25 protein-coding genes and 1 riboswitch are annotated in these 23,904 nt (G+C 74.0%); of the genes, 9 read left to right on the top strand and 16 right to left on the bottom strand.

Translation table 11 applies throughout. The features are described from left to right. Nucleotides 1–7: 7 nt before the first annotated feature. From JOF41_RS15140 to JOF41_RS15150, 3 genes are all read right to left on the bottom strand, one after another. Entirely contained in the window at nt 8–844 is an 837-nt protein-coding gene (locus JOF41_RS15140; RefSeq protein ID WP_189227191.1) for a helix-turn-helix transcriptional regulator, read from the bottom strand. Between the two features lie 66 nt (nt 845–910). Continuing rightward, complete coding sequence (locus tag JOF41_RS15145; protein ID WP_209619704.1) at nt 911–1,642, bottom strand: class I SAM-dependent methyltransferase; 732 nt, start codon at nt 1,640–1,642, stop codon at nt 911–913. Nucleotides 1,643–1,651: 9 nt separating this feature from the next. Continuing rightward, on the bottom strand, nt 1,652–2,716 hold the full coding sequence (locus JOF41_RS15150; protein WP_189227189.1) for a hypothetical protein: 1,065 nt from the start codon (nt 2,714–2,716) through the stop codon (nt 1,652–1,654). Nucleotides 2,717–2,982: 266 nt separating this feature from the next. On the opposite strand from JOF41_RS15150, the gene JOF41_RS15155 reads away from it, so the two are divergent. Both JOF41_RS15155 and JOF41_RS15160 read left to right on the top strand, forming a co-directional pair. Continuing rightward, entirely contained in the window at nt 2,983–3,573 is a 591-nt protein-coding gene (locus JOF41_RS15155) for a DinB family protein (protein ID WP_189227188.1), read from the top strand. 80 nt (nt 3,574–3,653) lie between these two features. Continuing rightward, the gene (locus JOF41_RS15160) at nt 3,654–4,994 is read left to right on the top strand and encodes a glycoside hydrolase family 6 protein (RefSeq protein ID WP_307867421.1); all 1,341 of its coding nucleotides are present in this window, start codon (nt 3,654–3,656) and stop codon (nt 4,992–4,994) included. Between the two features lie 108 nt (nt 4,995–5,102). Here the strand turns inward: JOF41_RS15160 and JOF41_RS15165 are convergent, their stop codons facing one another. Continuing rightward, a complete protein-coding gene (locus JOF41_RS15165; protein WP_189227186.1) occupies nt 5,103–5,663 on the bottom strand; it encodes an NAD(P)H-dependent oxidoreductase in 561 nt (186 codons plus the stop codon). Between the two features lie 112 nt (nt 5,664–5,775). Here JOF41_RS15165 and JOF41_RS15170 point away from each other — a divergent pair, with 112 nt between their 5' ends. Together JOF41_RS15170 and JOF41_RS15175 are read left to right on the top strand one after the other, a co-directional pair. Beyond that, entirely contained in the window at nt 5,776–6,366 is a 591-nt protein-coding gene (locus JOF41_RS15170; protein WP_189227185.1) for a TetR/AcrR family transcriptional regulator, read from the top strand. 134 nt (nt 6,367–6,500) lie between these two features. Beyond that, on the top strand, nt 6,501–7,316 hold the full coding sequence (locus tag JOF41_RS15175) for a peptidoglycan-binding domain-containing protein (RefSeq protein ID WP_209619707.1): 816 nt from the start codon (nt 6,501–6,503) through the stop codon (nt 7,314–7,316). On the opposite strand, the gene JOF41_RS15180 is transcribed toward JOF41_RS15175, so the two are convergent. Continuing rightward, nucleotides 7,279–7,986, bottom strand: coding sequence for a response regulator (locus tag JOF41_RS15180; protein ID WP_189227183.1), 708 nt, complete (start codon nt 7,984–7,986; stop codon nt 7,279–7,281). The two genes, JOF41_RS15175 and JOF41_RS15180, sit on opposite strands and share 38 nt — an antisense overlap. Then, nucleotides 7,983–9,089, bottom strand: coding sequence for a sensor histidine kinase (locus tag JOF41_RS15185; protein ID WP_229796319.1), 1,107 nt, complete (start codon nt 9,087–9,089; stop codon nt 7,983–7,985). The genes JOF41_RS15180 and JOF41_RS15185 overlap by 4 nt, the downstream gene beginning before the upstream one ends. Before the next feature lie 175 nt (nt 9,090–9,264). On the opposite strand from JOF41_RS15185, the gene JOF41_RS15190 reads away from it, so the two are divergent. Both JOF41_RS15190 and JOF41_RS15195 read left to right on the top strand, forming a co-directional pair. Beyond that, on the top strand, nt 9,265–10,167 hold the full coding sequence (locus tag JOF41_RS15190; RefSeq protein ID WP_189227181.1) for a LysR family transcriptional regulator: 903 nt from the start codon (nt 9,265–9,267) through the stop codon (nt 10,165–10,167). Nucleotides 10,168–10,241: 74 nt separating this feature from the next. Then, nucleotides 10,242–11,102 carry an isocitrate lyase/PEP mutase family protein gene (locus JOF41_RS15195; RefSeq protein ID WP_189227180.1) on the top strand — a complete coding sequence of 287 codons (861 nt, stop codon included), beginning with the start codon at nt 10,242–10,244 and terminating at the stop codon, nt 11,100–11,102. Between the two features lie 288 nt (nt 11,103–11,390). Here the strand turns inward: JOF41_RS15195 and JOF41_RS15200 are convergent, their stop codons facing one another. Continuing rightward, nucleotides 11,391–11,873: a hypothetical protein gene (locus JOF41_RS15200; protein ID WP_189227179.1), complete on the bottom strand. Its 483-nt coding sequence runs from the start codon at nt 11,871–11,873 to the stop codon at nt 11,391–11,393. A gap of 113 nt (nt 11,874–11,986) precedes the next feature. Here JOF41_RS15200 and JOF41_RS15205 point away from each other — a divergent pair, with 113 nt between their 5' ends. Both JOF41_RS15205 and JOF41_RS15210 read left to right on the top strand, forming a co-directional pair. Beyond that, nucleotides 11,987–13,417 (top strand): RICIN domain-containing protein, encoded by a 1,431-nt coding sequence (locus JOF41_RS15205; RefSeq protein ID WP_209619709.1) that lies wholly within the window; start codon nt 11,987–11,989, stop codon nt 13,415–13,417. Between the two features lie 216 nt (nt 13,418–13,633). Then, nucleotides 13,634–17,128: a DEAD/DEAH box helicase gene (locus JOF41_RS15210; RefSeq protein ID WP_307867422.1), complete on the top strand. Its 3,495-nt coding sequence runs from the start codon at nt 13,634–13,636 to the stop codon at nt 17,126–17,128. A gap of 22 nt (nt 17,129–17,150) precedes the next feature. Here JOF41_RS15210 and JOF41_RS15215 read toward each other — a convergent pair whose 3' ends face one another. The 6 genes from JOF41_RS15215 to JOF41_RS15240 all read right to left on the bottom strand — a co-directional run bounded on the left by JOF41_RS15215 (nt 17,151) and on the right by JOF41_RS15240 (nt 21,211). Further along, complete coding sequence (locus JOF41_RS15215; protein ID WP_209619712.1) at nt 17,151–18,674, bottom strand: MFS transporter; 1,524 nt, start codon at nt 18,672–18,674, stop codon at nt 17,151–17,153. 126 nt (nt 18,675–18,800) lie between these two features. Next, the gene (locus JOF41_RS15220) at nt 18,801–18,950 is read right to left on the bottom strand and encodes a hypothetical protein (protein ID WP_189227177.1); all 150 of its coding nucleotides are present in this window, start codon (nt 18,948–18,950) and stop codon (nt 18,801–18,803) included. A 71-nt stretch (nt 18,951–19,021) separates the two neighbouring features. Then, the gene (locus JOF41_RS15225) at nt 19,022–19,714 is read right to left on the bottom strand and encodes a DUF6875 domain-containing protein (protein WP_189227176.1); all 693 of its coding nucleotides are present in this window, start codon (nt 19,712–19,714) and stop codon (nt 19,022–19,024) included. A 29-nt stretch (nt 19,715–19,743) separates the two neighbouring features. After that, the gene (locus tag JOF41_RS15230) at nt 19,744–20,370 is read right to left on the bottom strand and encodes a LysE family translocator (RefSeq protein WP_189227175.1); all 627 of its coding nucleotides are present in this window, start codon (nt 20,368–20,370) and stop codon (nt 19,744–19,746) included. Between the two features lie 220 nt (nt 20,371–20,590). Further along, nucleotides 20,591–20,881, bottom strand: a complete 291-nt coding sequence (locus JOF41_RS15235) for a hypothetical protein (RefSeq protein WP_189227174.1) — start codon at nt 20,879–20,881, stop codon at nt 20,591–20,593. A 120-nt stretch (nt 20,882–21,001) separates the two neighbouring features. Next, nucleotides 21,002–21,211 (bottom strand): DUF2795 domain-containing protein, encoded by a 210-nt coding sequence (locus JOF41_RS15240; protein ID WP_189227173.1) that lies wholly within the window; start codon nt 21,209–21,211, stop codon nt 21,002–21,004. 122 nt (nt 21,212–21,333) lie between these two features. Between JOF41_RS15240 and JOF41_RS15245 the strand changes: the two genes are divergently transcribed. Further along, nucleotides 21,334–21,603 carry a hypothetical protein gene (locus JOF41_RS15245; RefSeq protein ID WP_189227172.1) on the top strand — a complete coding sequence of 90 codons (270 nt, stop codon included), beginning with the start codon at nt 21,334–21,336 and terminating at the stop codon, nt 21,601–21,603. Nucleotides 21,604–21,606: 3 nt separating this feature from the next. Here JOF41_RS15245 and JOF41_RS15250 read toward each other — a convergent pair whose 3' ends face one another. The 3 genes from JOF41_RS15250 to JOF41_RS15260 all read right to left on the bottom strand — a co-directional run bounded on the left by JOF41_RS15250 (nt 21,607) and on the right by JOF41_RS15260 (nt 23,808). Beyond that, nucleotides 21,607–22,452 (bottom strand): alpha/beta hydrolase, encoded by an 846-nt coding sequence (locus tag JOF41_RS15250; RefSeq protein WP_189227171.1) that lies wholly within the window; start codon nt 22,450–22,452, stop codon nt 21,607–21,609. Between the two features lie 130 nt (nt 22,453–22,582). Next, entirely contained in the window at nt 22,583–23,407 is an 825-nt protein-coding gene (locus tag JOF41_RS15255; protein WP_189227170.1) for a siderophore-interacting protein, read from the bottom strand. 86 nt (nt 23,408–23,493) lie between these two features. Further along, the gene (locus tag JOF41_RS15260) at nt 23,494–23,808 is read right to left on the bottom strand and encodes a DMT family transporter (RefSeq protein WP_189227169.1); all 315 of its coding nucleotides are present in this window, start codon (nt 23,806–23,808) and stop codon (nt 23,494–23,496) included. An 11-nt stretch (nt 23,809–23,819) separates the two neighbouring features. Next, nucleotides 23,820–23,884, bottom strand: a riboswitch (guanidine-III (ykkC-III) riboswitch). Nucleotides 23,885–23,904 lie beyond the last annotated feature (20 nt).

The raw sequence follows: 23,904 nt of genomic DNA on the forward strand, positions 1-23,904 counted from the left end.
GGGCCTTTCAGCGGTCGTCGGCGCGGGAGGCGGCGAGGCTGCCCAGCAGCCGCAGCGACTCCGCTGACGCGCTGCCCGGCTCGGCCTGGTAGATCACCAACTGCTGACCGGGCGCGCCGTTGACGGCCAGGGACTCGTACTCCAGCGTCAGCTCCCCGACCAGGGGGTGCCGGAACCGCTTGGTCTCGTGGGTCTTCTGCCGGATGTCGTGCCGGGCCCACAGCTTGCGGAACACCTCGCTCTTGACCGACAGCTCGCCGACCACCTCGACCAGCTGGGGGTCGTCCTGGTCGGCGCCCGCCGCGGCCCGCAGCGCGGCGACCACGTTGACGGCCACCCGGTCCCAGTCCGGGTAGAACTCCCGCGCGTCCGGGTCGAGGAACACCAGGCGCACGAGGTCGGCGCTGTAGCGGTGGCCGCTGAACAGCGCCTCGCCCAGCGCGTTGTGCGCCAGCACGGTCAGGCACCGCCCCAGCACCACGGCCGGGTTGTCCGGCCAGCCGTCCATCATGCGCAGCAGGGTCGGGCTCACCCGCTCCCGCCGGGGCGCGGGGCGCCGCTTGGCGGGAGTGGGGCGGGCCAGCGCGTGGAGGTGCCCGATCGCCTCGTGCTCCAGACCGAGCGCGCCTGCCAGCGCGTCGAGCACCTGGGCCGAGGGGTGCCGTTCGCGGCCCTGCTCAAGGCGCACGTAGTAGTCGGTGCTCACGCCCGCCAGGACGGCGACCTCCTCGCGGCGCAGGCCCGCCACCCGCCGCCTGCCCTGCACCGGCAGGCCCGAGTCCTCCGGGCGGACCTGTTCCCGCCGGGCCCGCAGGAACTGGCCGAGTGCGTTGCGGCTGCTCATGCCCCCGAGGTTAGGACAGCTCGCGGCGTCGTGGAGCCCGCGAAGGGGGGTGCGGTACTCCTAGGTTCAGCGGCGGGCGCTGAACACCGCGAAGCTGGGGCTGCGCCGCAGCGGGCCCCAGAAACGCTCACCGCGACCGTCCTGCGGGACCACCGCGGGGTGCCTGCGGACCTCGGCCAGTCCCGCCCGCGCCAGCGCCGCGTCGAACACGCCGGGCTCCCAGAAGAACGAGCCGAACTCGAAGGGCGGTTCACCGGGGACGCGCACCAGGACCTGCTGCCGGGGGCCGGGCGGCCCGGTCCTGGTCACCTCGTAGCCGTAGCGGCCGTAGTCGGCGAGCAGGTCCCAGTCCGCGTCGGGGTTGGGCACCAGCACGACGAGGGTTCCGCCGGGGACGAGGTTGGCGCGCAGGCTGCCGACCATCCGGTCGAGCGCGGCCACGTCCTCGGCGTAGCCGAGCAACCAGATCGCGGTCACCACGTCGAAAGCGCCCAGCACCGGCAGCGAGGCCGCGTCGTGCCGGGCGTAGGAGATGCCCAGCGGGGCGCGCTCCTCGACGGCGCGGGCGTGGGCGACCATCTCCCGCGCGGAGTCCACGCCGAGGACGCGGGCCGCGCCGAGCTCCCGGAACAGGCGCGGGTAGAAGCCGGTGCCGCAGGCCACGTCCAGCACGGACCTGCCCGCCAGGTCGGGGAGCGCGGACAGCAGCGTCGCGCGCTCCGCCAACCCGGTCGGGATGTGCTTGGTGCGCTCGTACAGTTCACCGAGCGCGTCGTACTGCTCGTCCGATTCCGCCATGCCGCCAAACTAGGCCGCGCGCACCGGCGTGCGCTCGTGGACCAGCCGCACGGCCAGCGCCATGTTCGCCGCCGCGGCGGCGGGGGTGCGCCGCCCGTACCCGCAGGCGGCGGCCACTCCGGCGACCGGTCCGCCCAGTGCCCGCGCGGTCAGGTCGAGCGCGCGGCGGGTCTGCTCGGGGTGGTTCTCGGCGACCACGCCCGCGATGACCGCGATCCCCCGCCGCAGCCGCCTCAGCGCGCCGTAGAACGCCGGGTCGGTGGGTGGCGCGGCGTCGCCGTGGGTGACCGGCAGGTGCACCACCGGCATCGGGGTGCGGCGCTCCAGCGCCGCGTCGGCCAGTGCGTTGAGGAACTCCACGGCGGGTTCCAGGTCGGTGGGCGTGAAGACCGGGACGTGCCCCAGGTCGCCGTAGCACAGGTGCAGCACCCAGCGGACGTGCGGTGCGGCGGCGAGCACGCCGGTCACCTGCCGCACCAGCTCGGCGGTCAGCGGCGGCCACGCCTCGCGCGGAGTCCGGTGGTAGGAGATGAGCACCGCCGGTGTCTCCAGCTGCAGCTGGACCCGGTCGCCCCAGCGGGCGGCGAGCTGGGCGACCTCACCGGCCACCGCGGCCTGCACGGTGGGCAGGTGCCGCTGGGCCGCCTCCACCGAGCCGAACGCGAACAGCGCCAGGTCCAGCGCGTTGGGGATGCCCACCTGCACCCGCACCGGCTCCGGCGGGTCGAGCGCGGCCAGCGCCGCGAACGCGGCCTCGGCCTGTGCGGGCCGCCCCGGCGCCACGTCGCCGGGGCTGAGCAGGTGGCCTTCGCGCACGCGGTAGCGGGGCATGTCCTCGTAGTCGCGGCTCTCCCCGTCGTGGACCCGCTCCAGCGCGGGCACCGCGGCCAGGCCGTCGGTGAGCCAGTCGATGATCCAGCGGGGATCGCGCTCGTAGGGCAGCGCGGTCAGCGGGACGTCGCCGCGGTGGCGGAGGAACCAGCTCATCGCGGCGACGGGGTCGGCGCACAGCGGGGGCGGCAGCGAGCCGACCAGGTGCAGGGGTAGCGGGTGGTGCTCGGCGGCGGGGTGCATGGCGAGTCCTGACTGCGGGCGCGGAGCGGGTGGTCCGGTGGCGCCTGGGCCGGGCTGCGGCCGTCTTCGGCGCTGTGGGTGGGAGGGGCCACCGGCGGCTCGCAGGATCTCCGCGTGAGACCGCCCTTCGACCAAGAGCATTCTGCCGACGGCGGCGAGCGTCTGTCCACAGAGGATGGCGGCGCGCGGCGCGGTCCATGCGATCGTGTGACACCGGCCGGCTCGCGCGCTCGGTCGTGTCGGTGTCGCGTGGCAGGCTGTCCGGCATGACCGGGACGGATGTGAAGTCGGACCTGCACCGCTACCTGAACTCCGCGCGCGACGCGGTGCTGTGGAAGCTGGAGGGCTTGTCGGAGTACGACATCCGCCGCCCGCTGACGGCCACCGGCACCAACCTGCTCGGCCTGGTCAAGCACCTGGCCGGGTGCGAGATCGGGTACTTCGGCCGCTGCTTCGGCAGGCCCTTCCCGGAGGAGTTGCCGTGGCTGCGGGAGGACGCCGAGCCCAACGCCGACATGTGGGCCACGCCGGAGGAGTCGCGTGATGACGTGGTGGGGCTCTACCGCCGGGCGCGGGCGCACTCGGACGCGACGATCGAGGCGCTGGACCTGACTGCGCCCGGCCGGGTCCCGTGGTGGTCGGAGAAGGGCCGTGACGCGACGTTGCACCTGATCCTGGTGCACATGATCGCCGAGACGCACCGGCACGCGGGCCACGCGGACATCGTCCGGGAGCTGGTCGACGGGGCCGTGGGGATGCAGGCGGGCAACGACAACATGGCGCCGGGCGACGAGGCGTGGTGGAAGAGCTACCGGGACCGGTTGGAGCACGCGGCGAAGACGGCGGACGGCGGCTGACGCGCCGTTGCCGAGCCACTACCGTCGGTGGCGCCCTGCGGAACGCACAGTGCTGTGGTGATCGGGGGTCGTCTTCGATGGTGTCCGCGCGCGTTCTCCGACCGTCCCGGCTGGGCCGGGCCTCAGCGGCACTGCTGCTGGTGACCGCGCTCGCCGGGTGGCCCGCGGCGGCGGCGGGCACCGCCCGCGTCGACAACCCCTACGCGGGGGCGCGGGTGTACGTGAACCCCGAGTGGTCCGCGCGGGCCGCGCGCGAACCCGGTGGTTCAGCCGTCGCGAACCTGCCGACGGGCGTGTGGCTGGACCGCATCGCCTCCATCGAGGGCTTCAGCGGCCGGATGGGCCTGCGCGACCACTTGGACGAGGCGCTGCGCCAAGAGGCCGACCTCGTGCAGCTGGTGTTGCACAACCTGCCGCAGCGGGACTGCGGCAGGTTGTCCACCAACGGCGAGTTGGACGTGCGGGAGCTGCCGCGGTACCGGCAGGAGTTCATCGACCCGATCGCCGAGATCCTGGCCGATCCGGCGTACGCGCGATTGCGGGTCGTCGTGGTGGTGGAGCACGACTCGCTGCCGTTCCTGGTCACCCACACCAGCCCCGCCAACCTGGCCACCCCCGAGTGCGACCGGGTCAAGGAGACCGGTGTGTACGTGGAGGGCGTCGGCTACGCGCTGGCGAAGCTGGGCGCGATCCCCAACGTCTACAACTACCTCGACATCGCCCACCACGGGTGGCTCGGCTGGGCCTCCGACCGCCTGCCCGCGGCGGAGGTGTTCGCCGCCGCTGCCCGCGCCGCGGGCAGCACCCCGGCGAACGTGCACGGCTTCATCGCCAACACGGCGGACTACTCGGTGCTGCGCGAGGAGTACTTCAGCAGGGACGACGTGGTCGGCGGCCGACCGGTGCTGCAGAGCCGGTGGGTGGACTGGAACGACTTCGTCGACGAGCTCTCCTACGCCCGGCGGTTCCGGGCCGAGCTGGTCGAGGCGGGCTTCGACCCCGGCGTGGGTGTGCTGGTCGACACCTCGCGCAACGGGTGGGGTGGTCCGAACCGGCCGACCGGTCCCGGACCGAAGACCGGCGTGGACGACTACGTGGACGGCAGCAGGCTCGATCGCCGCGCCAGGATCTACAACTGGTGCAACCAGGTCGGTGCCGGGCTGGGCGAGCGGCCGGTCGCCGCGCCGGAGCCCGGCGTCGACGCCTACGTGTGGATGAAGCCGCCGGGCGTGTCCGACGGCGCCAGCATCCCGCTGCCCACCGGTGAGGACAACTTCAACCCGATGTGCGATCCGAGCTACACCGGCAGTCCGGACGCCACGCCGGACCCGACGGGCGCGCGGCCGGACGCGCCGCCCGCGGGAGCCTGGTTCTCCGCGCACTTCCAGGAGCTGCTGCGCAACGCGCACCCGCCGCTGTGACCTCCGAGTCCGCCGGTCACCAGCGCCTCGGCGCGTCGCCGGGCCCGCACCGCCCATGGGTGCGGGCCCGACTGCGGGAATCAGGCCGCGGGAATCAGGCCGCGGGAATCAGGCGGTGACGCCGGAGGCGTGCGCGGACAGCCGCTGGACGACCTCGGCCAGCGCGGTGGCGACCTCGGCGTCGTCGGCCGGGTGGGTCTCGGCGAAGCGGACCACCGAGCCGGGGATGGACAGCTTGAGGTCCTCCAGCACCGTACCGCCCGCGATGCCCACGGCCTTGCGCGCCTCGTCCTGCGCCCACACGCCGCCGTACTGGCCGTACGCGGTGCCGACCACGGCCACCGGCTTGCCCGCGATGGCGCTCGCGCCGTAGGGCCGCGACAGCCAGTCGATGGCGTTCTTCAGCACCGCGGGCATGGTGCCGTTGTACTCGGGGGAGAACAGCAGCAGCGCGTCCACCTCGGCCGCCGCCGCGCGCAGCCGCGCCGCGGGCTCCGGCACGGATGCCTCGACGTCGATGTCCTCGTTGTAGAAGGGGATCGTTTCCAGCCCTTCGAACAGCTCGATCGTCACACCCTCGGGGGCGTGCTTGACGGCGGCCTCGGCGAGCTGGCGGTTGTGCGAGGCGGCGCGCAGGCTGCCGACGAGAGCGAGGATGCGTGCGGACATGGCGAACTCCGGATGTCGAGGTGGGCGTGAAAGCGGACCGTGGTCCGCTTAAGGTCTACCACATGAAGCGGACCGTGGTCCATTTAACCCGCGCGCGGCTACGCTCATTCCCATGGACATCGCCCTCACCCCGGTCGGCAGCACCCCGCCGTTGCGCGCCGACGCGGCCCGCAACCGGGCACGCCTGCTGGAGGCCGCCGCGCGCTTGGCCGAGGAGCACGGAGCGGCGAACCTGACGATGGACGCGGTCGCCGCGGCGGCCTGCGTCGGCAAGGGCACCGTCTTCCGGCGCTTCGGCGACCGCACCGGACTGCTGCAGGCCCTGCTCGACCACAGCGAGCAGCGACTGCAGGCGGAGTTCATGAACGGCCCCCCGCCGCTGGGCCCCGGAGCCCCTGCGGTGGACCGCCTGCACGCCTTCGGCCCCGCCGTCATCCGCCACGAGCACACCCACCGCGACCTCTACCTGGCGGCCGTCCCGGCCACGGGCCGCCGCTTCGAGGTCCCCGCCTACTCGCTGCGGCTGACGCACGTCGCGGTGCTGCTGCGCCAGGCGGGCGCGGGTGGCGACGTCCAGCCACGGGCGCTGGCGCTGATGGGCTACCTGGACAGCGCGCTGATCGACCACCTGCTCACCCGCCGCGGCATGTCCCCGGAACGCCTGGAGGCGGGCTGGCACGACCTCGTCTCCCGCCTCGCCTGAGCGGCCCCACGCCGCTACGGGTGTCCGATGGCAAATCGCCAACCAACTACACCCAGTTTTCGCCAACTCTTGCCGACCACGACTCGGTCGCGCTTCACTGGGCGCCGTCCGTCCGAAGTCGACCGGAGGTGCGCGTGTTCAGCAGGTTCGTCGTCGCGATCGGTGTGATCGCGGCATTCCTCGGCTCGGCCGCGCCCTCGGGGGCCGCCGCGCTGCCCGAGGCCGACATGGAAGCGGTGCTCAAGGCCGCGCAGATCGACCCGCGACGGGCGGACTCGGCGATCACCCCCGGCAGCGGCGACAGCGTGCGACTGGTGGAGGAGGCGTTGAGCGCCAAGGGGCTGCTCGACGCCTCCTACGTGGACGGGCACTTCGGCACCAGGACCATCGACGCCTACGCCGCCTACCAGCGGTCGCTCGGCTACAGCGGGCTCGACGCCTCCGGCCTGCCCGGCCCCTCGTCGCTGCAGCGGCTGGGCGAGCAGCGCTACACCGTCATCAACCCGGTCTCCGCGGGCAGCCGGGTCGGCTACCGGGGCGTGACCATGAACACCCGCACCAAGGCGATGCTGCTGGCCGCCGAAGGCCGGATGGGCAGGCAGCTGACCATCACCCAGGGCTCCTACAACACCGGCAACGCCGGTTCGGCGGGCACCCACGACGGCGGCGGGGTGCTGGACATCTCGGTGTCCGGGATGAGCACGTCGACCCGCACCTCGGTGGTCAGGGCGCTGCGCGAGGTCGGGTTCGCGGCCTGGCTGCGCACCCCGGAGCAGGGCAACTGGGCCTACCACATCCACGCCGTCGCACTGGCCGACCCGGACCAGTCCACCCAGGCGCAGCACCAGTCCGGCGACTACTACCTGGGCCTCAACGGCCTGGCGGGCCGGGGCGCGGACGACGGCCCCGCGGTCAACCCCAAGGTGACTTGGGAGGAGTACCAGCGCTAGGCGCCGCGGAGGTGGGGACGATCAGCCCGGTCTCGTAGGCCACCACCACGGCCTGGGCCCGGCTGGTCAGCCCCAGCTTCCCCATCATCCGCTTGACGTGCGTCTTGACCGTGGCCTCGCTGAGCACCAGGCGCTCGGCGATCTGCGCGTTGGTCAGGCCGTTGCCCACCAGCCGCAGCACTTCGGTCTCCCGCGCGGTCAGCCCGGCCAGCTGCGGCTCGCCCACCGCCGTGGTGCGGTGGTGCTGGGCGTAGGTCTCGATCAACCGGTGGGTGATGCTCGGCGCGATCAGGATGTCGCCCGCCGCGATCGTGCGCACCGCGGAGATGATCCGGTCCGGCGGCGTGTCCTTGAGCAGGAAGCCCGCGGCCCCCTCGCCCAGCGCGGTGTAGACGTACTCCGGCAGGTCGAAGGTGGTCAGCACGACCACCTTCGGCGGGTCCTCGGCGGGCCCGGACAGGATCTGCCGGGTGGCCGCGATCCCGTCCATGACGGGCATCCGGATGTCCATCAGGATCACGTCCGGGCCGGTGCTGGCGGCCAGCGCCACGGCCTGCGCGCCGTCGGCGGCCTCGCCCACCACGTCGAACCCCGGCGCCGCCCGGAACAGGGCCACCAGGCCCGCTCGGATCAGCGCCTGGTCGTCGGCGACGAGCACGCGGATGGTCATCGTTCCTCGCTCATCGGCAGTCGGAGCACCACGGAGAACCCACCTCCCCGGCCGGGGCCCGCGGTGAGCACGCCGCCGTAGAGCTCGGCGCGCTCCTTCATGCCGCGGATGCCGTGCGAGGTCGTGGAGACCTGCTGCGCGGCGGGCTTGGCCCCGGTGTCGGTCACTTTCAGGGTCAGCGTGCTCTCACCGTAGTCGAGGTCGATCCGCGCGGTGGCCGGGCCCGCGTGCTTGAGGACGTTGGTCAGCGACTCCTGCGCCACCCGGTAGGCGCACAGGTCCGGACCCGGCGGCAGCGGGCGGGCCCGGCCGGTGACCACGGTCTCCACCGGCAGCCCCGCGCCGCGGGCGCGGGCGACCAGCTCGTCCAGCGCCGCCAGGCCCGGTTGCGGCTGGTACTCGTCGGACTGGTCGACCCGCAGCACGTCGAGCAGGCGGCGCATCTCGGTCAGCGCCTCGCGACTGGTGTCGCCGACGGTGGCCAGCGCCTGCCGGGCGGTGGCCAGATCGCTGTCGAGCACGTACTGCGCCAGCCCCGCCTGCAGCGAGATGACCGACATGTGGTGGGCGACGACGTCGTGCAGCTCCCTGGCGATGCGCACCCGCTCGTTGGCCACCGCCTGCACCGCCTCCTCGGCCAGCCGCTCGGAGCGCGCGCTCCACCGCTTGGTGCCCTCCCCCAGCGTCCACGCGCCCAGCACCACCAGGCCGGTCTGCGCCACCTCCGACCACACCACCGGCATCGACATCCGGAGGCAGGCCAGCCCCACCACGACCATCGTGCCCGCGAACACCAGCGCCGCCACCTCGCGGCTGCGCAGCATGGCCACGGTGAACATGCCGACCAGCAGGCCGATGCCCGAGTTGGGGAAGTCGCCGTAGCCCAGGAGGGTGTACAGGCCCAGCGCGGCCACGAGGATCGCCATCGTGGTCACCGGGGCGAGCTGGCGCAGCGCGATCGGCGCCGCGGTCAGGACGGCCAGCACGTAGGCGGGCCACTGCTGCGCCCCCGCCCCGAAGCTGGCCAGGGTGGCCAGGGTCAACCCGGTCAGCACCACCGCGAGCAGCAGGTCCAGCCGGATCGGTTTGAGGTTCGCCAACACGATGCCAAGGTAGTCGCGCGGCGCCACCCCGGTCGCCCGTCCGAAGAGGTATAGCCGACTACCCCCACGGGGGTAGCGCCCCCCGCTGTCCTCATCGGACTCGCCGCCACCCGGCCGAGGACCGACACGCCATGCGGAAGGCGGAGCCCGAGCGCGGCTGGTATGCGTAGAGCTCATGGACGTCTCGCTGGTCGGGTTGCGCGTCTTCCGGGAGGCGGCCGAGCACGGCACGCTCACCGCGGCGGCGACGGCGTTGGGCTGCACCCAGTCCGCAGTTTCGCGGCAGATCGCCGCACTGGAGCGGGCGACCGGCACGGCGCTGCTGGAGCGCCGCCGCGACGGCGTCCGGCTGACCCCGGCAGGCCACGTCGTGCTGCGCTGCGCGGTGGCCGCCCTGGACCAGGTCGACGCCGCGAGGCGGGAGCTGTCCGGGCTGCCCGCGCAAGCGGGCGCGGTGCGGCTGGGCTGGTGCACCAGCGCGGGCGCGTCCCTGGTGCCCGCGGCGCTGGCCGCGTTGCGGCGCACCCATCCCGGCATCACCGTCACCACCCGCGAGGGCGGCACGCCCGCCCTGGTGCGGGCGCTGCGGGCGGACGCGCTGGACCTGGTGCTGCTGGGCTCGGCACCGCCGTTCGGCCCACCGGACACCGGGTCGCCGCCGCTGGAGGTGCGGACGCTGGCCGAGCGGGGGCTGCGGCTCGCGGTGCCCGCGGCGCACCCGCTGGCCGGGGCCGACTCCGTCGACGTCGCCGACCTGCGCGGGCACCGGTGGGTGGCGGGCGCCTCGTCGGGCGAGGACGGACTGGTGGGCGTGTGGCCGGGTCTGGACGAGCGGCCCGAGATCGCGCACACCGCCCGCGACTGGCTGGCCAAGCTGCACCTGGTGGCCGCCGGGGGCGGGCTGACCGCGGTGCCCGCCTGGCTCACCGGGGCCGTGCCGCCGGGGGTGCGGGTGCTGGCGGTGCGGGGTGGCCCGCGGGAGCGGCGCAGGGTGGTGCTGGCGCGGCTGCCCGGCCCGCCGCCCGAGCCCGTCGCCCGTCTCGTCGACGCCCTGCACGCGGCGGCGCAGCAGCGGTAACCGCGCCCCGCGAGCGGATCGCCTCATCCTTCCGATATCTCGACCGGCGCGACAGCGATGGCTACCTTCGGCGCATGGATCATGGGACGGCGCTGCGGGAGCAGGTGCGGTCGACCCGCGTCACCCCGCTGATCGGCATCTTCGACATGCTGTCGGCGTCGGTGGCGGCGCGGCACTACGGGGGTCTGTTCGTCTCCGGCTTCGGCCTGGCCGCCTCGCACTACGGCCTGCCCGACATCGGTTTCATCGCCTGGCCGGACGTGGTCGGCTTCACCCAGCGGCTCAGGCTGGCCTTCCCCCACCACCACCTGCTGGTCGACATCGACGACGGCTACGTCGACCTCCCGGTGGCCCGCCACGTCACCCGCGGTCTGGAGCAGGTGGGCGCCTCCGGCGTGGTCCTGGAGGACCAGCAGCGCCCCCGCCGCTGCGGGCACGTGGCGGGCAAGCGGGTGCTGCCGCTGCCGGAGTACCTGGAGAAGCTGGAACTGGTGCTGGAGAGCAGGACCAGCCTGCTGGTGGTGGCCCGCACCGACGCCACCGACGAGGACGAGATGCTGCGCCGGGCCGCCGCCTTCGCGGCCACCGACGCGGACGCGGTGCTGGTCGACGGTGTGCCCACAGTGGACACGCTGCGCCGCGTCAAGCGGGTGATCGGCGACAAGCCCCTGGTGTTCAACCAGATCGCGGGCGGCAGGTCGCCCAGGCTCTCGCTCACCGAACTGGCCGCGCTCGGGGTGGGCGTGGCGATCTACAGCACGCCCTGCCTGTTCGCCGCGCAGGCCGCCATCGACGGCGCGCTGACCAGGCTCAAGGCCGAGGACGGGGTGCTGGAGGACGGCCCCGTGGGAGTGGCCGAGTCCGCCGCGCTGATGGAGCGCAACCTCCGCTGCGCGCCACCGGTCCGGGCCGAGGCACTGAGCCCGGCGAGGTGACCGCGCGCCGCCGCAGTCCAGTGTGGACGGTGGTGGCGCGGCGGTCACCCACTGGCCACGCCCCGCTCACCCGCAGGACGCGACCAGGCTCGCCACCACCGCGAAGCAGACGATCACCAGGGCCACCACCAACCTGACCCGCTCACCAGGCCGGGCGCGCACGCCCTCATCCACCGATCGCGCCACCGACACCAACCCCCTCGGCGCGGCCCGCTCCCTCCCCCGGACCGCAGGCCCAGTGTGCGCCGTCACACCCGGCCGTGGTGGGGATTTTTCACCGGAACCGCTTCAGCGGGAGCTTTCCAACTCGACGATCCTCTCGCGCAGCGCGAATTCCACGTCGCGCAGTTCACGCGCGGGCGCGCCGAGCCCGGTCAGCGCCAACCGGTGCCGCTCAAGGCGTTCGCTGCGGCACTTGGGGAACGCCAGCTTCAACGCCGTGTCGATCATGGCGAGGTGGTAGCGCAGCAACTCTCCGGTGCGGCGGGGCAGCGGACCGGAACCGGCTGTGACGACCAGGTCCGCCACCCAGCCGCACAACCTGCCGTACTGGCCCGCGACCGCCCTGCCGACCCTGGCGACCTCGCACGGGACCTCCCCCGGCCGCGCGCACCCGAGGATCACCGCGTCCGCCTCGTCCTGCAGCGCCACGGCCTGCACGACGACCTCCAGCAAGGTTCCCAGCCGCACGAGTTCGGCCGTGACGGGGTCGAACCGGACGCTCGTCGAGGCGTTCCGGCCGCGCCTGCCGATGCACGGGCGGAGCCGCATCAGGCCAGGCTACCCGGAAAACCCGCCGGTCTTCCGCGGAACCGATCAAGTCCGTAACGTCGCGGGCACGCCCACGCCGCCGGGCGACCTCCACCCAGGGAAGGAGAGTCGCGATGCCACAAGGACGTGGCGCGCTCGTCGTGCTCGCGGTGCTGGCCGGTCTGGTCGTCGCGCCGCCCGCGCACGCCGCGGCGGTGACGGTGTCCAACGGCACCCAGTTCACCGACACCACCGGGGCTGCGGTGCACGCCCACGGCGGCGGCATGATCAAGGTCGGCGACCACTACTACTGGTTCGGGGAGAACCGCAACGCGGACAACACCTTCCGCGCGGTCTCGGTCTACCGCTCCACCGACCTGCGCACGTGGGAGTTCCGCAACAACGTGCTCACCCAGTCCTCCGCCGCCGAGCTGAACGTGGCCAACATCGAACGCCCCAAGGTCGTCTACAACAGCTCCACCGGGCAGTTCGTGATGTGGATGCACAAGGAGAACGGCAGCGACTACGGCGAGGCCCGCGCGGCCGTGGCGACCTCCGCCACGGTCGACGGGAACTACACCTACCGGGGCAGCTTCCGCCCGCTGGGCCACATGTCCCGCGACATCACGCTGTTCCGCGACGACGACGGCACCGGCTACATGATCTCGGCGGCGCGGGAGAACGCCGACCTGCACGTCTACCGGCTCACCCCGGACTACCTCGGGGTGAACTCCCTGGTGCACACCCTGTGGCCGGGCTCGTACCGGGAGGCGCCCGCGATGTTCAAGCGCGGCGGCACCTACTTCCTGCTCACCTCCGGCGCCACCGGGTGGAACCCCAACCAGCAGAAGTACGCCACCGCCAGCAGCGTCGCCGGGTCGTGGACCTCACCGGTCGACGTCGGCGACTCGACCGCCTACGGCTCGCAGACCGCGCACGTGGTCCCGGTCCAGGGCTCGCAGACGACCTCGTACCTGTACCTGGGCGACCGGTGGGCCGGGGCGTGGGGCGGTCGCGTGATCGACTCGCAGTACGTGTGGCTGCCACTGCGGTTCCCCTCGGCGACCAGCCTGGCGATGAGCTGGACGCCGCAGGTCGGCATCGACACCGCCACCGGGGTGGTCACCGGCGTGGGCAGCGGCAGTGCGTACGAGACGTTCGTGGCGCGGCACAGCGGCAAGTGCGCCGACATCCCCAGTTCCTCCAGGGCCGACGGCACGGCGGTGAAGCAGTACGGCTGCAACGGCGGGGCGAACCAGCAGTGGCAGTTGCAGGACGCGGGCGGCGGCCACCACCGGATCGTCGCCCGGCACAGCGGCAAGTGCCTCGACGTGGGCGACTCCTCCACCGCCGATGGCGCGGCCGTGGCGCAGCGCACGTGCAACGGGGGCTCGAACCAGCAGTGGCAGTTGCAGGACGCGGGCGGCGTCCACCACCGGATCACCGCCCGGCACAGCGGCAAGTGCCTCGACGTCACCAGCGGCTCCACCGCCGATGGCGCCGTGATCAAGCAGCACAGCTGCAACGGCGGCGGCAACCAGCAGTGGACCCGGCGGGCGGCGTGAGCCGCGCGGAGCCTGTCGGGTAGGCCGGGACGATCACCGCTCCGCCGCACCGAGCGGGACTCCACCCGACTCGCCACACACCCACCACAGTGCTTCATCAGTCACCGTCCGTCACGGCCGTGGCGGGCACCGCCACGGCTGGGGCGGTGGTTGTCGGGGGTGGGGCCTAGCATCGCCGTCTGGGTCGGTGTCGGCGCGAGGCGCGGGAGGCGGTGAGTGGTCCTGGGCTCATCCGGTTCCCCCGCCCCCGACACGTCGGTGGCGGGGGTCGTCGAGGCCCGCTGGGGCGTGCGGCCCGCGCCCGCCATCGCCCGCTACGCCGAGCCGGGCTGGCAGTTCTCGCCGCTGCCGATCGACAAGCCGTGCCCGCGCTGCGGCGGAGTGCTGCACGGGCTGTACCGGGCGCACCCCGGTCAGGTCCGCCAGCAGCTGCAGGCCGCGGTGGTGTGCCCGGCCTGCCCGGCTTCGTTCACGCTGCGCGAGCTGCAACTGGCGCAGCGGACCGTGCTGGGCGACCTGCGGCCCGAGGCGGTGGCCCGACGGCTGGCCGAGGAGGCCCAGCTCGCCGCGCTGGCCGCGGAGACCAGGGCGGAACCGGAAGCGGAACCGGAGGCAGGTCCCTCGCCGGACCAGCCGGTGCCGCAGCAGGCCGCACGCCCCCGCAAGCGCCCGACCAGGCGCAAGACCGCCGTGGCCGCCAGCCCGCCGCACTCCGCCCCGCCCGAGGACACCGCACTCCCGACCGCCACACCCCCGACCACCACTGCCGAGGTCGAGCAACCCCGGGTCGAAGCACCACCGGCACGAACCGGCAGGCGGATGACCACGACCGCGATGGCCGCGCGGATCAGGTCCATCCTGGGCGGCTCCGCACCGGTCCCCGCCGACCGCGCCGACCCCGCGCCCGCCCTGCCGCCGGGGCTGACCGCCGTCGAGCCGGGCGCGTCGTGGTGGTGCAAGACCACCGACCCCACCCTCAAGCCGCCCCCCGTCGCCCCCGGCGCCGACCTGCGCGTGGTGCTGCCCGACCAGCCGGAGTTCGACGCGCTGCGCGCCCTGCTCGACGAGGCGGGCGTGCCGTTCCGCGCCGTCCGGCACTGGCTGGAGCAGGAGGTGGTCTCCTCACTGGCCCCGGACGGCTCCGCCGCCCCGCTGCGCGCCGAGGCGTGGCTGTCCGAGGCGGGCGGCATCGTCCCGGAGTCCTGCGAGCCCGCCGAGGGCGAGCGGGCGTGGGCCGCCCGGCTGGCCTTCCAGGTGCTGTGGGACCTGCACGAGGCGGCCGACCCGGCATCGGTCCCCGCACCCGTGCCGGTCGCCGACCTGGTGCCCGCGCGGTGGCTGCCGTTCCTGCCCTTCCCGGTGCTCAACCCCGCCCAGACCCAGGCCGCCCCGCACATCGTCGACGGCGACGAGCACCTGCTGATCACCGCGCCCACCGGCGCGGGCAAGACCGCGATCGGGATGCTGGCGGTGCTCAAGTCCATCCTCGACGAGGGCCGCAAGGCCGCCTGGCTGGTGCCGCAGCGGTCGCTGACCGACGAACTGGACCGCGAGCTGGAGACCTGGCGGGACCGGGGCCTGCGGGTGGAGCGGCTCTCCGGCGAGCACACCGTGGACGTGGCCGCGGTGCGCGCCGCCGACCTGTGGGTGGCCACCACCGAGAAGTTCGAGGCCATCTGCCGCGCGGGCTCCCTCCAGGCCGCGCTCGGCGAAGTCGGCTGCCTGGTGGTCGACGAGATCCACCTGCTGGGCAGCCCCGGCCGCGGCGCGCTGCTGGAGGCGCTGCTGGCCCGCGTCCGCGGCGCCGACTCCCCCGTGCGCATCGTCGGCCTGTCCGCCACGGTCACCAACGCCGCCGAGGTCGCCGAGTGGCTCCAGGCCGAGCTGGTCAGCACCACCTGGCGGCCGTCGCGGGTGACCTGGCAGCTGCCCACCGTCCCGGCCGCCTCCGGCTACGCCTCCAACTCGCGGCTGCGCGAGCAGGTGGTGGTCGACCTGACCCGCAGGCACACCGCCGAGAAGGGCAGCGTGCTGGTCTTCTGCGGCTCCAAGCGCAACGTCCGCTCCACCGCCATGGCCATCGCCGCCGACCGCGGCGCGGCGGTGCACACCGTGGCCGCCGACGACGTGGACGGGCTCACCCGCGTGTGCGCCGAAGTCGGCGTGCGGCTGCACTACTCCGACTACGAGCACAAGCACGCGGCCGAGCGCGCCTTCCGCGACCGCACCGCCGACGTGCTGGTGGCCACCTCGACCGTCGCCGCGGGCGTCAACCTGCCCGCGCGGGCGGTGGTCATCCGCGACACCACCGTCGGCGGCGAGACCATGGACACCTCGATGGTGCTGCAGATGTTCGGCCGCGCCGGGCGCATCGGCGCCGGGGAGACCGAGGGGTGGTCCTACCTCGTGGTGGACGAGACCCAGCGCGCCGCATGGCAGGCCCGGTTGGTGGCCGGGTACTCGGTGTACTCGCGCATCCGGGAGAGCCTGGCCGACCACGTGCTGGCCGAGGTGCTGCAGGGCCGCATCGGCACGCTGTCCGACGCCACCGCGTGGTGGCGGGAGACCCTGGCGCACGCCCAGGGCGACGACGACGAGGAACCCGTGGCCGAGGCGGTGTCCTTCCTGGTCGAGGACGGTTACCTCACCGCCGTCCCGCGCGGTGACGACCTCGTGCTGGCCACCACCGAGCTGGGGCGGCTCACCGCCCGGATGATGGTGTCCACGCACACCGGCCACCGGCTGCGCGAGGCGCTGGGCCTGCTCCCGCTGCCGCCGGACGCCGACGCCGCCGAGGAGGCGCTGGCCCTGGTGCTGTCGGTGGCGGTCCCCGAGCTGGCGGGCATCGCGGTGCCGGAGCCGGTGCGCCCGGCGGTCGCCACCGCGATCAAGTCCGGCGGCCGGACCTCGCGGATCACCGACACCACCTCGGTCAAGGGCCTCGGCTCGTCCACCACCACCTCCCCCGGCGACCTGGCCTGGGCGGGACTGCTGCTGGCCGCCCGCTCGCCGCACCTGTTCGCCGACTCCCGCACCGGCAGGAGGGTGGCCGCGGGCATCCCGCTGACCACCCTCTACCCGGTGTTCGACCAGGCGCCCCGGCACCTGTCGTGGCTGGCCGCGCAGGGCGTGCTGGGCACGGTGCACCCGTGGATCGCCATCGTGGCCGCCGACCTGGACCAGCGGGTGCGGTGGCGGCACCTGGCGCCCCGGCGCGGCGCGGGCAGGCTGCTGTGGCTGTGCGAGCAGATGGCCACCCGCGCCCACGCCAAGGAGCTGGTGCCGCGGATGTGGCGGTCGGCGGTGGAGCGCGGCGTGCGCTCGCCGGACTGGCCGCCGGGCAGGCCGCCCGCAGGCTGTCTGCTCGACCACGCCGGGTACACCGCGCTGCTGCGCGAACGCGTTTCCGCCGCGGTGCTGGCCGTGCGGCCGGACGAGGCATCGGTGACCGGCACGGTGGCCGCCGCGGCGGTGGCGTGGCGGGGCCGGGCGCACGGACCCGCCACGCCCACGAAGGCGACCACCGCGCTGCCCTACCCGTCTTCGCAGGACCAGGGCGACGCGGACACCGGCGTCGCGGTGTTCACCCGTCGCGGCGACTACCGGGGCAGCGGTTGGCTGTCGGTCTACGACGCGCTGGCCGAGCCGGAGCAGGAAGAGCTCCCGTCCGTCCCTCGGGTCCGCCGTGGTCTGGGCCGCGTCGCCCGATGATTTCTTTTGGTCAACACTGAAGTCATAGAGGAGGCCGAACAGCGGCGCGGGCCGCTGCCTCCGGCCGTAGGGCGCCGCGCGCGGGCAGGCAGTGGAAGGCCAGCAGAGCCGCGACGAGCGTGACCGCGCCCGCGGTGACGGCGGTGGCCGTCATGGCGTCGACGAAGGCGTGCCGCGCGGTGAGCAGGTGCGCCGCCCGTGCCCGCTCGGGCAGGTGGGCGGCCACGGCCCAGGCGTCCAGGACGCTCCCCTGCCCCAGCCGCGCACCGGACACGGTGGCCAGGATCGAGCCCTGCACCGCCACGCCGAGGGTGGCGCCGATCTGGCGGGTGGCGTCGTTGACGGCCGAGCCCAGACCGACGCGATGGCCGGGCACGGCGCTCATCACCGCCTCGGTGCCCGCCGTGACGGCCAGCCCCGCCCCGATCCCGCCGATCACCTGGAACAGCAGCAGGTGCGGGTAACCGGACTCGACGCCGGCGGTGGCCAGGTGGGCGAACGCGGCGCTGATCACCAGCAGCCCGGTCACCACGGGAACCCGCTCGCCCCAGCGGGCCAGCAGCGGCAGCGCGGCGGCCGCGCCGGCCCCGAGCGCCACCGCCATGGGGACCGTGCGCACCCCCGCCTCCCATGGGGTGCGGCCCAGCACCCCCTGCAGGTACAAGGTCATCACGAACAGCGCGCCGAACACGGCGAAGGAGGCCAGCACCAGCACCACCGCGCTGATCCCGACGCGGGGCTTGCGCAGCAGGCGCAGCGGCAGCAGCGGCGTCGGGGCGCGGAACTGCCGGACGAGGAACGCGGCCAGCAGGCCACCGCCCACGAGGAACGCGGTCACCGCGGACGCGCTGGTCCAGCCCCGGCCGGGGCTCTCGATGACCGCCCAGACCAGCGCCAGCAGCGCCGCGGCGCACAGCACCGCGCCGGGCAGGTCCGGCCGCCGGGTCCGGCAGGAGCGGGACTCCGGCACCACCAGCAGCGCCAGCGCGATGGCGGCGGCGGCCAGCGGGACGGTGGCCCAGAAGCCCGCGCGCCAGGACGACAGGCCCACCAGCCAACCGCCGATCACCGGGCCGGTCATGCCGCCGAGTCCCGCGATGACCGCACACAGCGCGAGCGCCCGGCGGCGCTGGGTGGCGCCGGCGAACAGCGTGGTGATGATCGACAGGGTGGCGGGCATCAGCAGCGCCGCGCCCGCGCCCATGCCGCCGCGGGCGGCGATGGCCTGCCAGGGCTGCTGGGCGAGCGCGCCCAGCGCGGCGGCCGTGCCGCACACCGCCAGGCCCGCCACGAAGCAGCGCCGCCTGCCGAAGTGGTCGGTGACCGCCCCCGCGGCCAGCACGGTGCCGCCCAGCACCAGGGCATAGGCGTCGACGATCCACTGGACCTCGGCCATGGTCGGCGACAGGTCGCGGTGCAGGTCGAGGACCGCCACGTTGAGCACGGTCAGGTCGACGCCGAGCAGGAACACCCCCAGGCACACCACCACCGTGGCCGCCCACGGCCGGACCGGGCTGGGTGCGGGCCGGGGCTGCGGTCGGCTCATGGGGTGGCGGCTCCTGCGGGCGGGTCGGCGGATCGCGATCACACTAACCAGCAGCCCACTCGGCGCATGCGGGCGACTACGAAGAGCACCCAATTGAGTGGCCGTCGCGTGGCGCGGAAGTCCGCCCTAGCCGAGGTCGGCGATGAACTCCCGGAGCAGGCGGAGCAGCGGGGCGAGCAGGTCGAGCAGCACTTCCCGAACCGGGGGCACGAGGATGGCCAGCGCCACCACCAGCGCCACGTACGGCGCGACGCCGCCCCCACGCCTCGACGCCATGTCCACCCCCGGATGCGCCGCGTTCGACCGCCGCCCGCGACCTGCCCCACCAGGATGCCCGATCCGCCCGCTCAGCCGTAGGCGCGCAACGCCTCCTCGTAGTACCGGCGCAGGAGCGGGTCGGCGACCCTGCCGTTGTCGTGCAGCGCCCCGAACCTCGACCGGTACCGCTCGAACCACGTCCTGCGGCCACGCAGGAACAGGATGTCGTGCACGGCCATCCAGCGCAGCGCGTACATCGGCAACGGCGAGCGGGACACCGGGAAGTCGCGGTTGCGGACCGCGGGCTCCGGGCACGTCGGGTGGAACTGGCCGATCATCAGCCCCTCGGCGACCAGCTCCTCCTTCAGCGCCGGGTAGCTCTGGTCGATCACCTCCCACCGCCGGTCGGGGATCGCCGGGAACGCCACGACCTGGGAGGTGGTCACCGGTCCGCGAGCGGACGGGGGCAGCGGGAACCGGGCGGTGAACCGCTCCACCTCCTCGCGCACCACGCGGCCCAACTCCTCGCCGGAGTCACCGTCCACGTCGTAGCGCAGGGCCAGGAACAGCTCGCGCCGCAGCCTCGAGGCCCGGACGAACGGGCACACGTCGCCGGAGCGGCCCAGGTCCGGGTGCGGAGCGCTGATGAAGTCGTCGAGCCAGTCGAGCACCTGCCGGATGTCCCGGTCGACCGTGGCGGGCAGCACCGGTCGCCGCTCCACCATGACCACCGACCAGGACGGCCACGGCAGCTCCGTCCTCCGCAGTTCTGCTGTGCGCACGTCATCCCCCCGAAGTTCTTCGACTGCTCTCACCGGAACAGGTCTCGCGCGGCGGGCAGCGACTCCGCCGCGAGCACGACGGCGAAAACCGCCATCGCGAGCCCGCAGCAGAGCACGGTGAGCCGGTAGGCGCGCGGGGCCAGCAGCCTCCTGCCACCGCCGACCAGGCCCGCCAGGGCGGCCTTGCTCCCCACCAGCAACAGGTAGAAGCCCAGCACGAAGGCGATCGCGCGGGAGGGCTCCTCGCGCCACGAGGTCAGCACGATCGGCGCTCCCACGGTCGCCCAGAACAACCAGGGGTGCGGGCTGAGCAGGTTCACCACCGCCGCCTGCCGGAAGACGCCGCTGACCTCCCGCTCCCCCGCCGCCACCGGCTCGGCGGTGCGCGAGGACAGGACCGTGCGCACCCCGATGAGCCCCACCAGGCAGGCGCCGACCAGCCCGATGGCGCCGAGCACGCCCTCGGGCAGGGCGCCCAGCGCGGTGATCGCCAGCACGACGATGACCACGTCGGTGAGCAGCGGCGCGACCGCGACCCGCCACCCCGCCGTGAACCCGCCCTTCGCCGAGGCGAGGACGACCAGGGTCAGCAGCGGGCCAGGGCTGATCCCCGCGCTGAACCCGATGACCACCCCCAGCACGAGCCCATCGGCCATGTTTCCCCCTTACGACGGCCCCCACCGCCGGTACGCGGGTCGTACGGCGCGAATCCGCGCGCGACACCGGTCCAGGGCGCCCTCGGCGCGGTGCGCGCCGCCCCCCGTTCGCCCACGCTCCAGGGTAGGCAGGGCTTAATGGCCGATGGAGGGAATCGGCCTTTGGACGCACTTATTCACCCGAACGGCTTACCCTGAGCTGTTATCTGAGATCGCGCGATCAGGGGCGCGGGCGGACCCGCGTCCAACTCCTGCCACGCTCCTTGCGCGGGGTCAGCGCGGCCGAGCAGCGCGGGCACAACCACAGCGACCGCTCACCGGTCTGCGCCAGCCACACCGCGTCCGCCCACGGCACGTGCGGGAACCGGGCCAACTCGCTGCGGCTGAGCGCCAGCCCGCACAGCGTCTGGTTCGTGCCGCGGGTCCAGGCGTGCACGTCCCCGGCGGGTTGGCGGACACCGTCCTCGTCGACCCACCGGCTGGACGCGGCGACCGCCGCATCGGGTGCCATGGCCGCCGGGTACCCGACGGGGCGACCGGCCGAACCCCGGCGTGATAAACGTAAACGCCGATCTTCCCGCTGCTGCGCCGGTGGCGTCGCCGGACCCGCGGGCGACGCCACCGCGGCGTTTCAGCTCTCGCGGCTCTGGTCGACCGGAACCGCTCGGAGGACTTCCTCGAAGGAGCCGTAGAGCTTCTCCGGGATGGAGTGCAGCGCGTGCACGGTGTCCTCGTCGGAGTTGTTGCGCGACGCGTGGTCGACCAGCTGCCCCTTCTCCGCCGGGTACCGGACGTCCCGCAAGCCGGTCCGCAGCCGGTCCACCGTCGTCGTGTCGCTCATCGGCACCGTCCTCCGCCGTGTCGGTTTCACCTTCCCCCACCGGCTACCCCGCGCGACCGCCTGCCCAACCGATGCGCGCGCCACACCCGGAACCGCTCCCAGCGGCCGGGCGTCGAACCGGCATGGGGACCGGGGGCTGGTGGGTCGTGCTGGAGGAGAACCAGGGCGCGGGCGAGCGGGAGTGGACGCTGTCGCACTCCCAGGCGGTGGGCGAGCGCGAGTCGGCCCGCGCCGAGGCGCTGCGCCTGGCCCGCGAGCACGTCCCGGCCCACCCGTGGTTCCTGCGCGCCCGGCAGGTGCTGCGCATCTCGCCGGACGCCTACCTGGTGATCGCGACCGGCCGCACGTCCACCTTCCACTTCCGGGTGCTGGTCGCCGAACTGGTGGAGTGACCCTCAGCGCGCCAGGTCGGCCAGCAGCCCGGCGGCCTCGGCCGGGCGGACCAGGAACCCGACGTGGCTGCTGTCCAGCGACCGCACGTCGAACGGGTTGTCCGGGGTGAGCGCGTCGGCCTCCGCGATGAAGCGGTCCTGCAGGGCGAGCGGCATCGAGGTGTCCCCGGTGAGCCGGACGTAGGTGCGGGGCACGCGGCCCCAGGTGTCGGCGCGGGCGCGGTCGTGCGCGGTGCCCGCGTCCATGCTCTCGTCGGGTTCGAGGGTGTTGAGGTAGGCCAGGAACTCCCGCTCGGTGCCGTCGGCGAGCATGGCGGTCTTCAGCGCGGCGAGGAGTTCGGGGTCCGCGGTGCGCCAGTTCATCCGCAGCGCGCCCAGCTCGGCGGGATCGCCCACCAGCACGCCCGCGGTGGCGGCGAGCGCGCTCGACGCGTACTCCGGTTCCGCCATGTACTCGCCGGGAGTGAGGTCGACGCAGCACCAGGCGGAGATGTAGACGAGCCGGTGCAGCAGGTCCGGGACCGCGTTGCCCACGCCGGTCAGGGCGAGCCCGCCGCGGCTGTGCCCGACCAGGATCACCGGCCCGTGCTCGGCGGCCCGGCGCACCACGCCGATCACGTGCTCGACCGCGTCGGCGAGCCGGACACCCGCGAGCGCGGACGGCGCGGTGGCCAGCGCGGCCGGGTCCTGCGGCGCCTGGTAGGCAGCGGGGAAATCCGCTTCGAAGCCGTGTCCCGGCAGGTCCACCGCGAGCGCGCGGTGCCCCAGCAGGGTCAGCTCGCGCTGCAGCGGGGCCCAGCTGAACGAGTTGCCGTTGGAGCCGTGGACCAGGACGAAGATCGGGTTCACGGCGCACATCATGCCATCGGGTGATCATGCAACCGCAGGTGAGGGCGCGCAGCGGCGTCCGCCCGGCGGCCGCCGGGCGGCGTCCAGAGCCACCGCGACCAGCGCGGTCAGCGCGGCCTCACGCCGACCGCTACGAGCGCTCCTGCTCCTGCTCGACCTGCCGGTTCCACTCGGCCTTGGAGGACTGCCAGCCGTCCTCGTCCGCGCCGAGCCGCCAGTAGCCGGAGATCGACATGCGCTCCCGCGCCACCCCGCGCTCCAAGCGCAGGTGCCCGCGCAGCTGCTTGACCATGTGCGCCTCGCCGTGCACGAACACCTGGACATCACCCTCGGGGAACGCCAGCTCGCGCACGGCCGCCACCACCGCCTGTCCCAGCGGACGCCCCGCGCGGTGCAGCCAGACCAGGTCCACCGCGCCGGGCGAGACCACGGCCTGCTCCTCCTCCGGCCCCTCGACCTCGATGAACACCTTGGCTGGTGCGCCATCGGGCAGCGCCTCCAGCGCCGCCGCGATGGCGGGCAGGGCGCTCTCGTCACCGGCCATCAGGTGCCAGTCGGCGGTCGGGTCGGGCGCGTAGCCGCCACCGGGGCCCGCGAAGCGCAGCACGTCGCCGGGTTGTGCCTTGGCCGCCCAGGGACCTGCGACGCCCTTGTCGCCGTGCACCACGAAGTCGATCCACAGCTCGCGCGCTTCGGCGTCCCAGCGCCGCACGGTGTAGGTGCGGGTGCGCGGCCACTGCTCTCGCGGCATCGACGCGCGGATCTCGCCGATGTCGAACGGCTCCGGGTAGACCACGTCCTCCAGCGGGAACAGCAGCTTGACGTAGCTGTCGGTGAACGGGCCGACGGCGAACTCGGCCAGCCCCTCACCACCGAGCACCACCCTGGTCATGTGGGGGGTGATCCGCTCGGTGCGCACGACGTGCCCGCTCTTGGTACGGGGCCGCTCGGCCATGGTGCTCCTCGGTGACTCATGCCTTGCCTGACGAGTCCACGCTACGGGAGTCGCCCGCGCGGAAACCGCCTTCCGGGGGAAGTCGCCTAGTGGGTCAGCTTGAGACCGATGACGCAGCCGACGATGCCCGCCAGCAGCAGCACCCGGACGGCGGAGATCGGTTCCTGCCCCGACCACATGGCGTAGCAGGCGGTCAGCACGGCGCCGATGCCGACCCAGACCGCGTACGCCGTGCCCAGGGGCAGGCCGCGCATGGCGTAGGCGAGTCCGGCCATGCTCGCGGTGAGCGCCACCGCGAAGACGACGGTCGGAGCGAGGCGGGTGAAGCCCTGCGTGCGGTCCAGAGCGGCGGCCCACACGGCTTCGAGGACGCCGGAGATGATGAGGACGAGCCAGTGCACGGTTGTCCCCCAGTACGCCGTCTTGTCGCTGGCCGGGTACGGCGCCGCTCGTCCGGGAGTCCGGGGCGGACTCGCTCCCAGGGTGTCACACCGGGT

Source organism: Saccharothrix coeruleofusca (assembly GCF_017876325.1).
Lineage (GTDB): Bacteria > Actinomycetota > Actinomycetes > Mycobacteriales > Pseudonocardiaceae > Actinosynnema > Actinosynnema coeruleofuscum.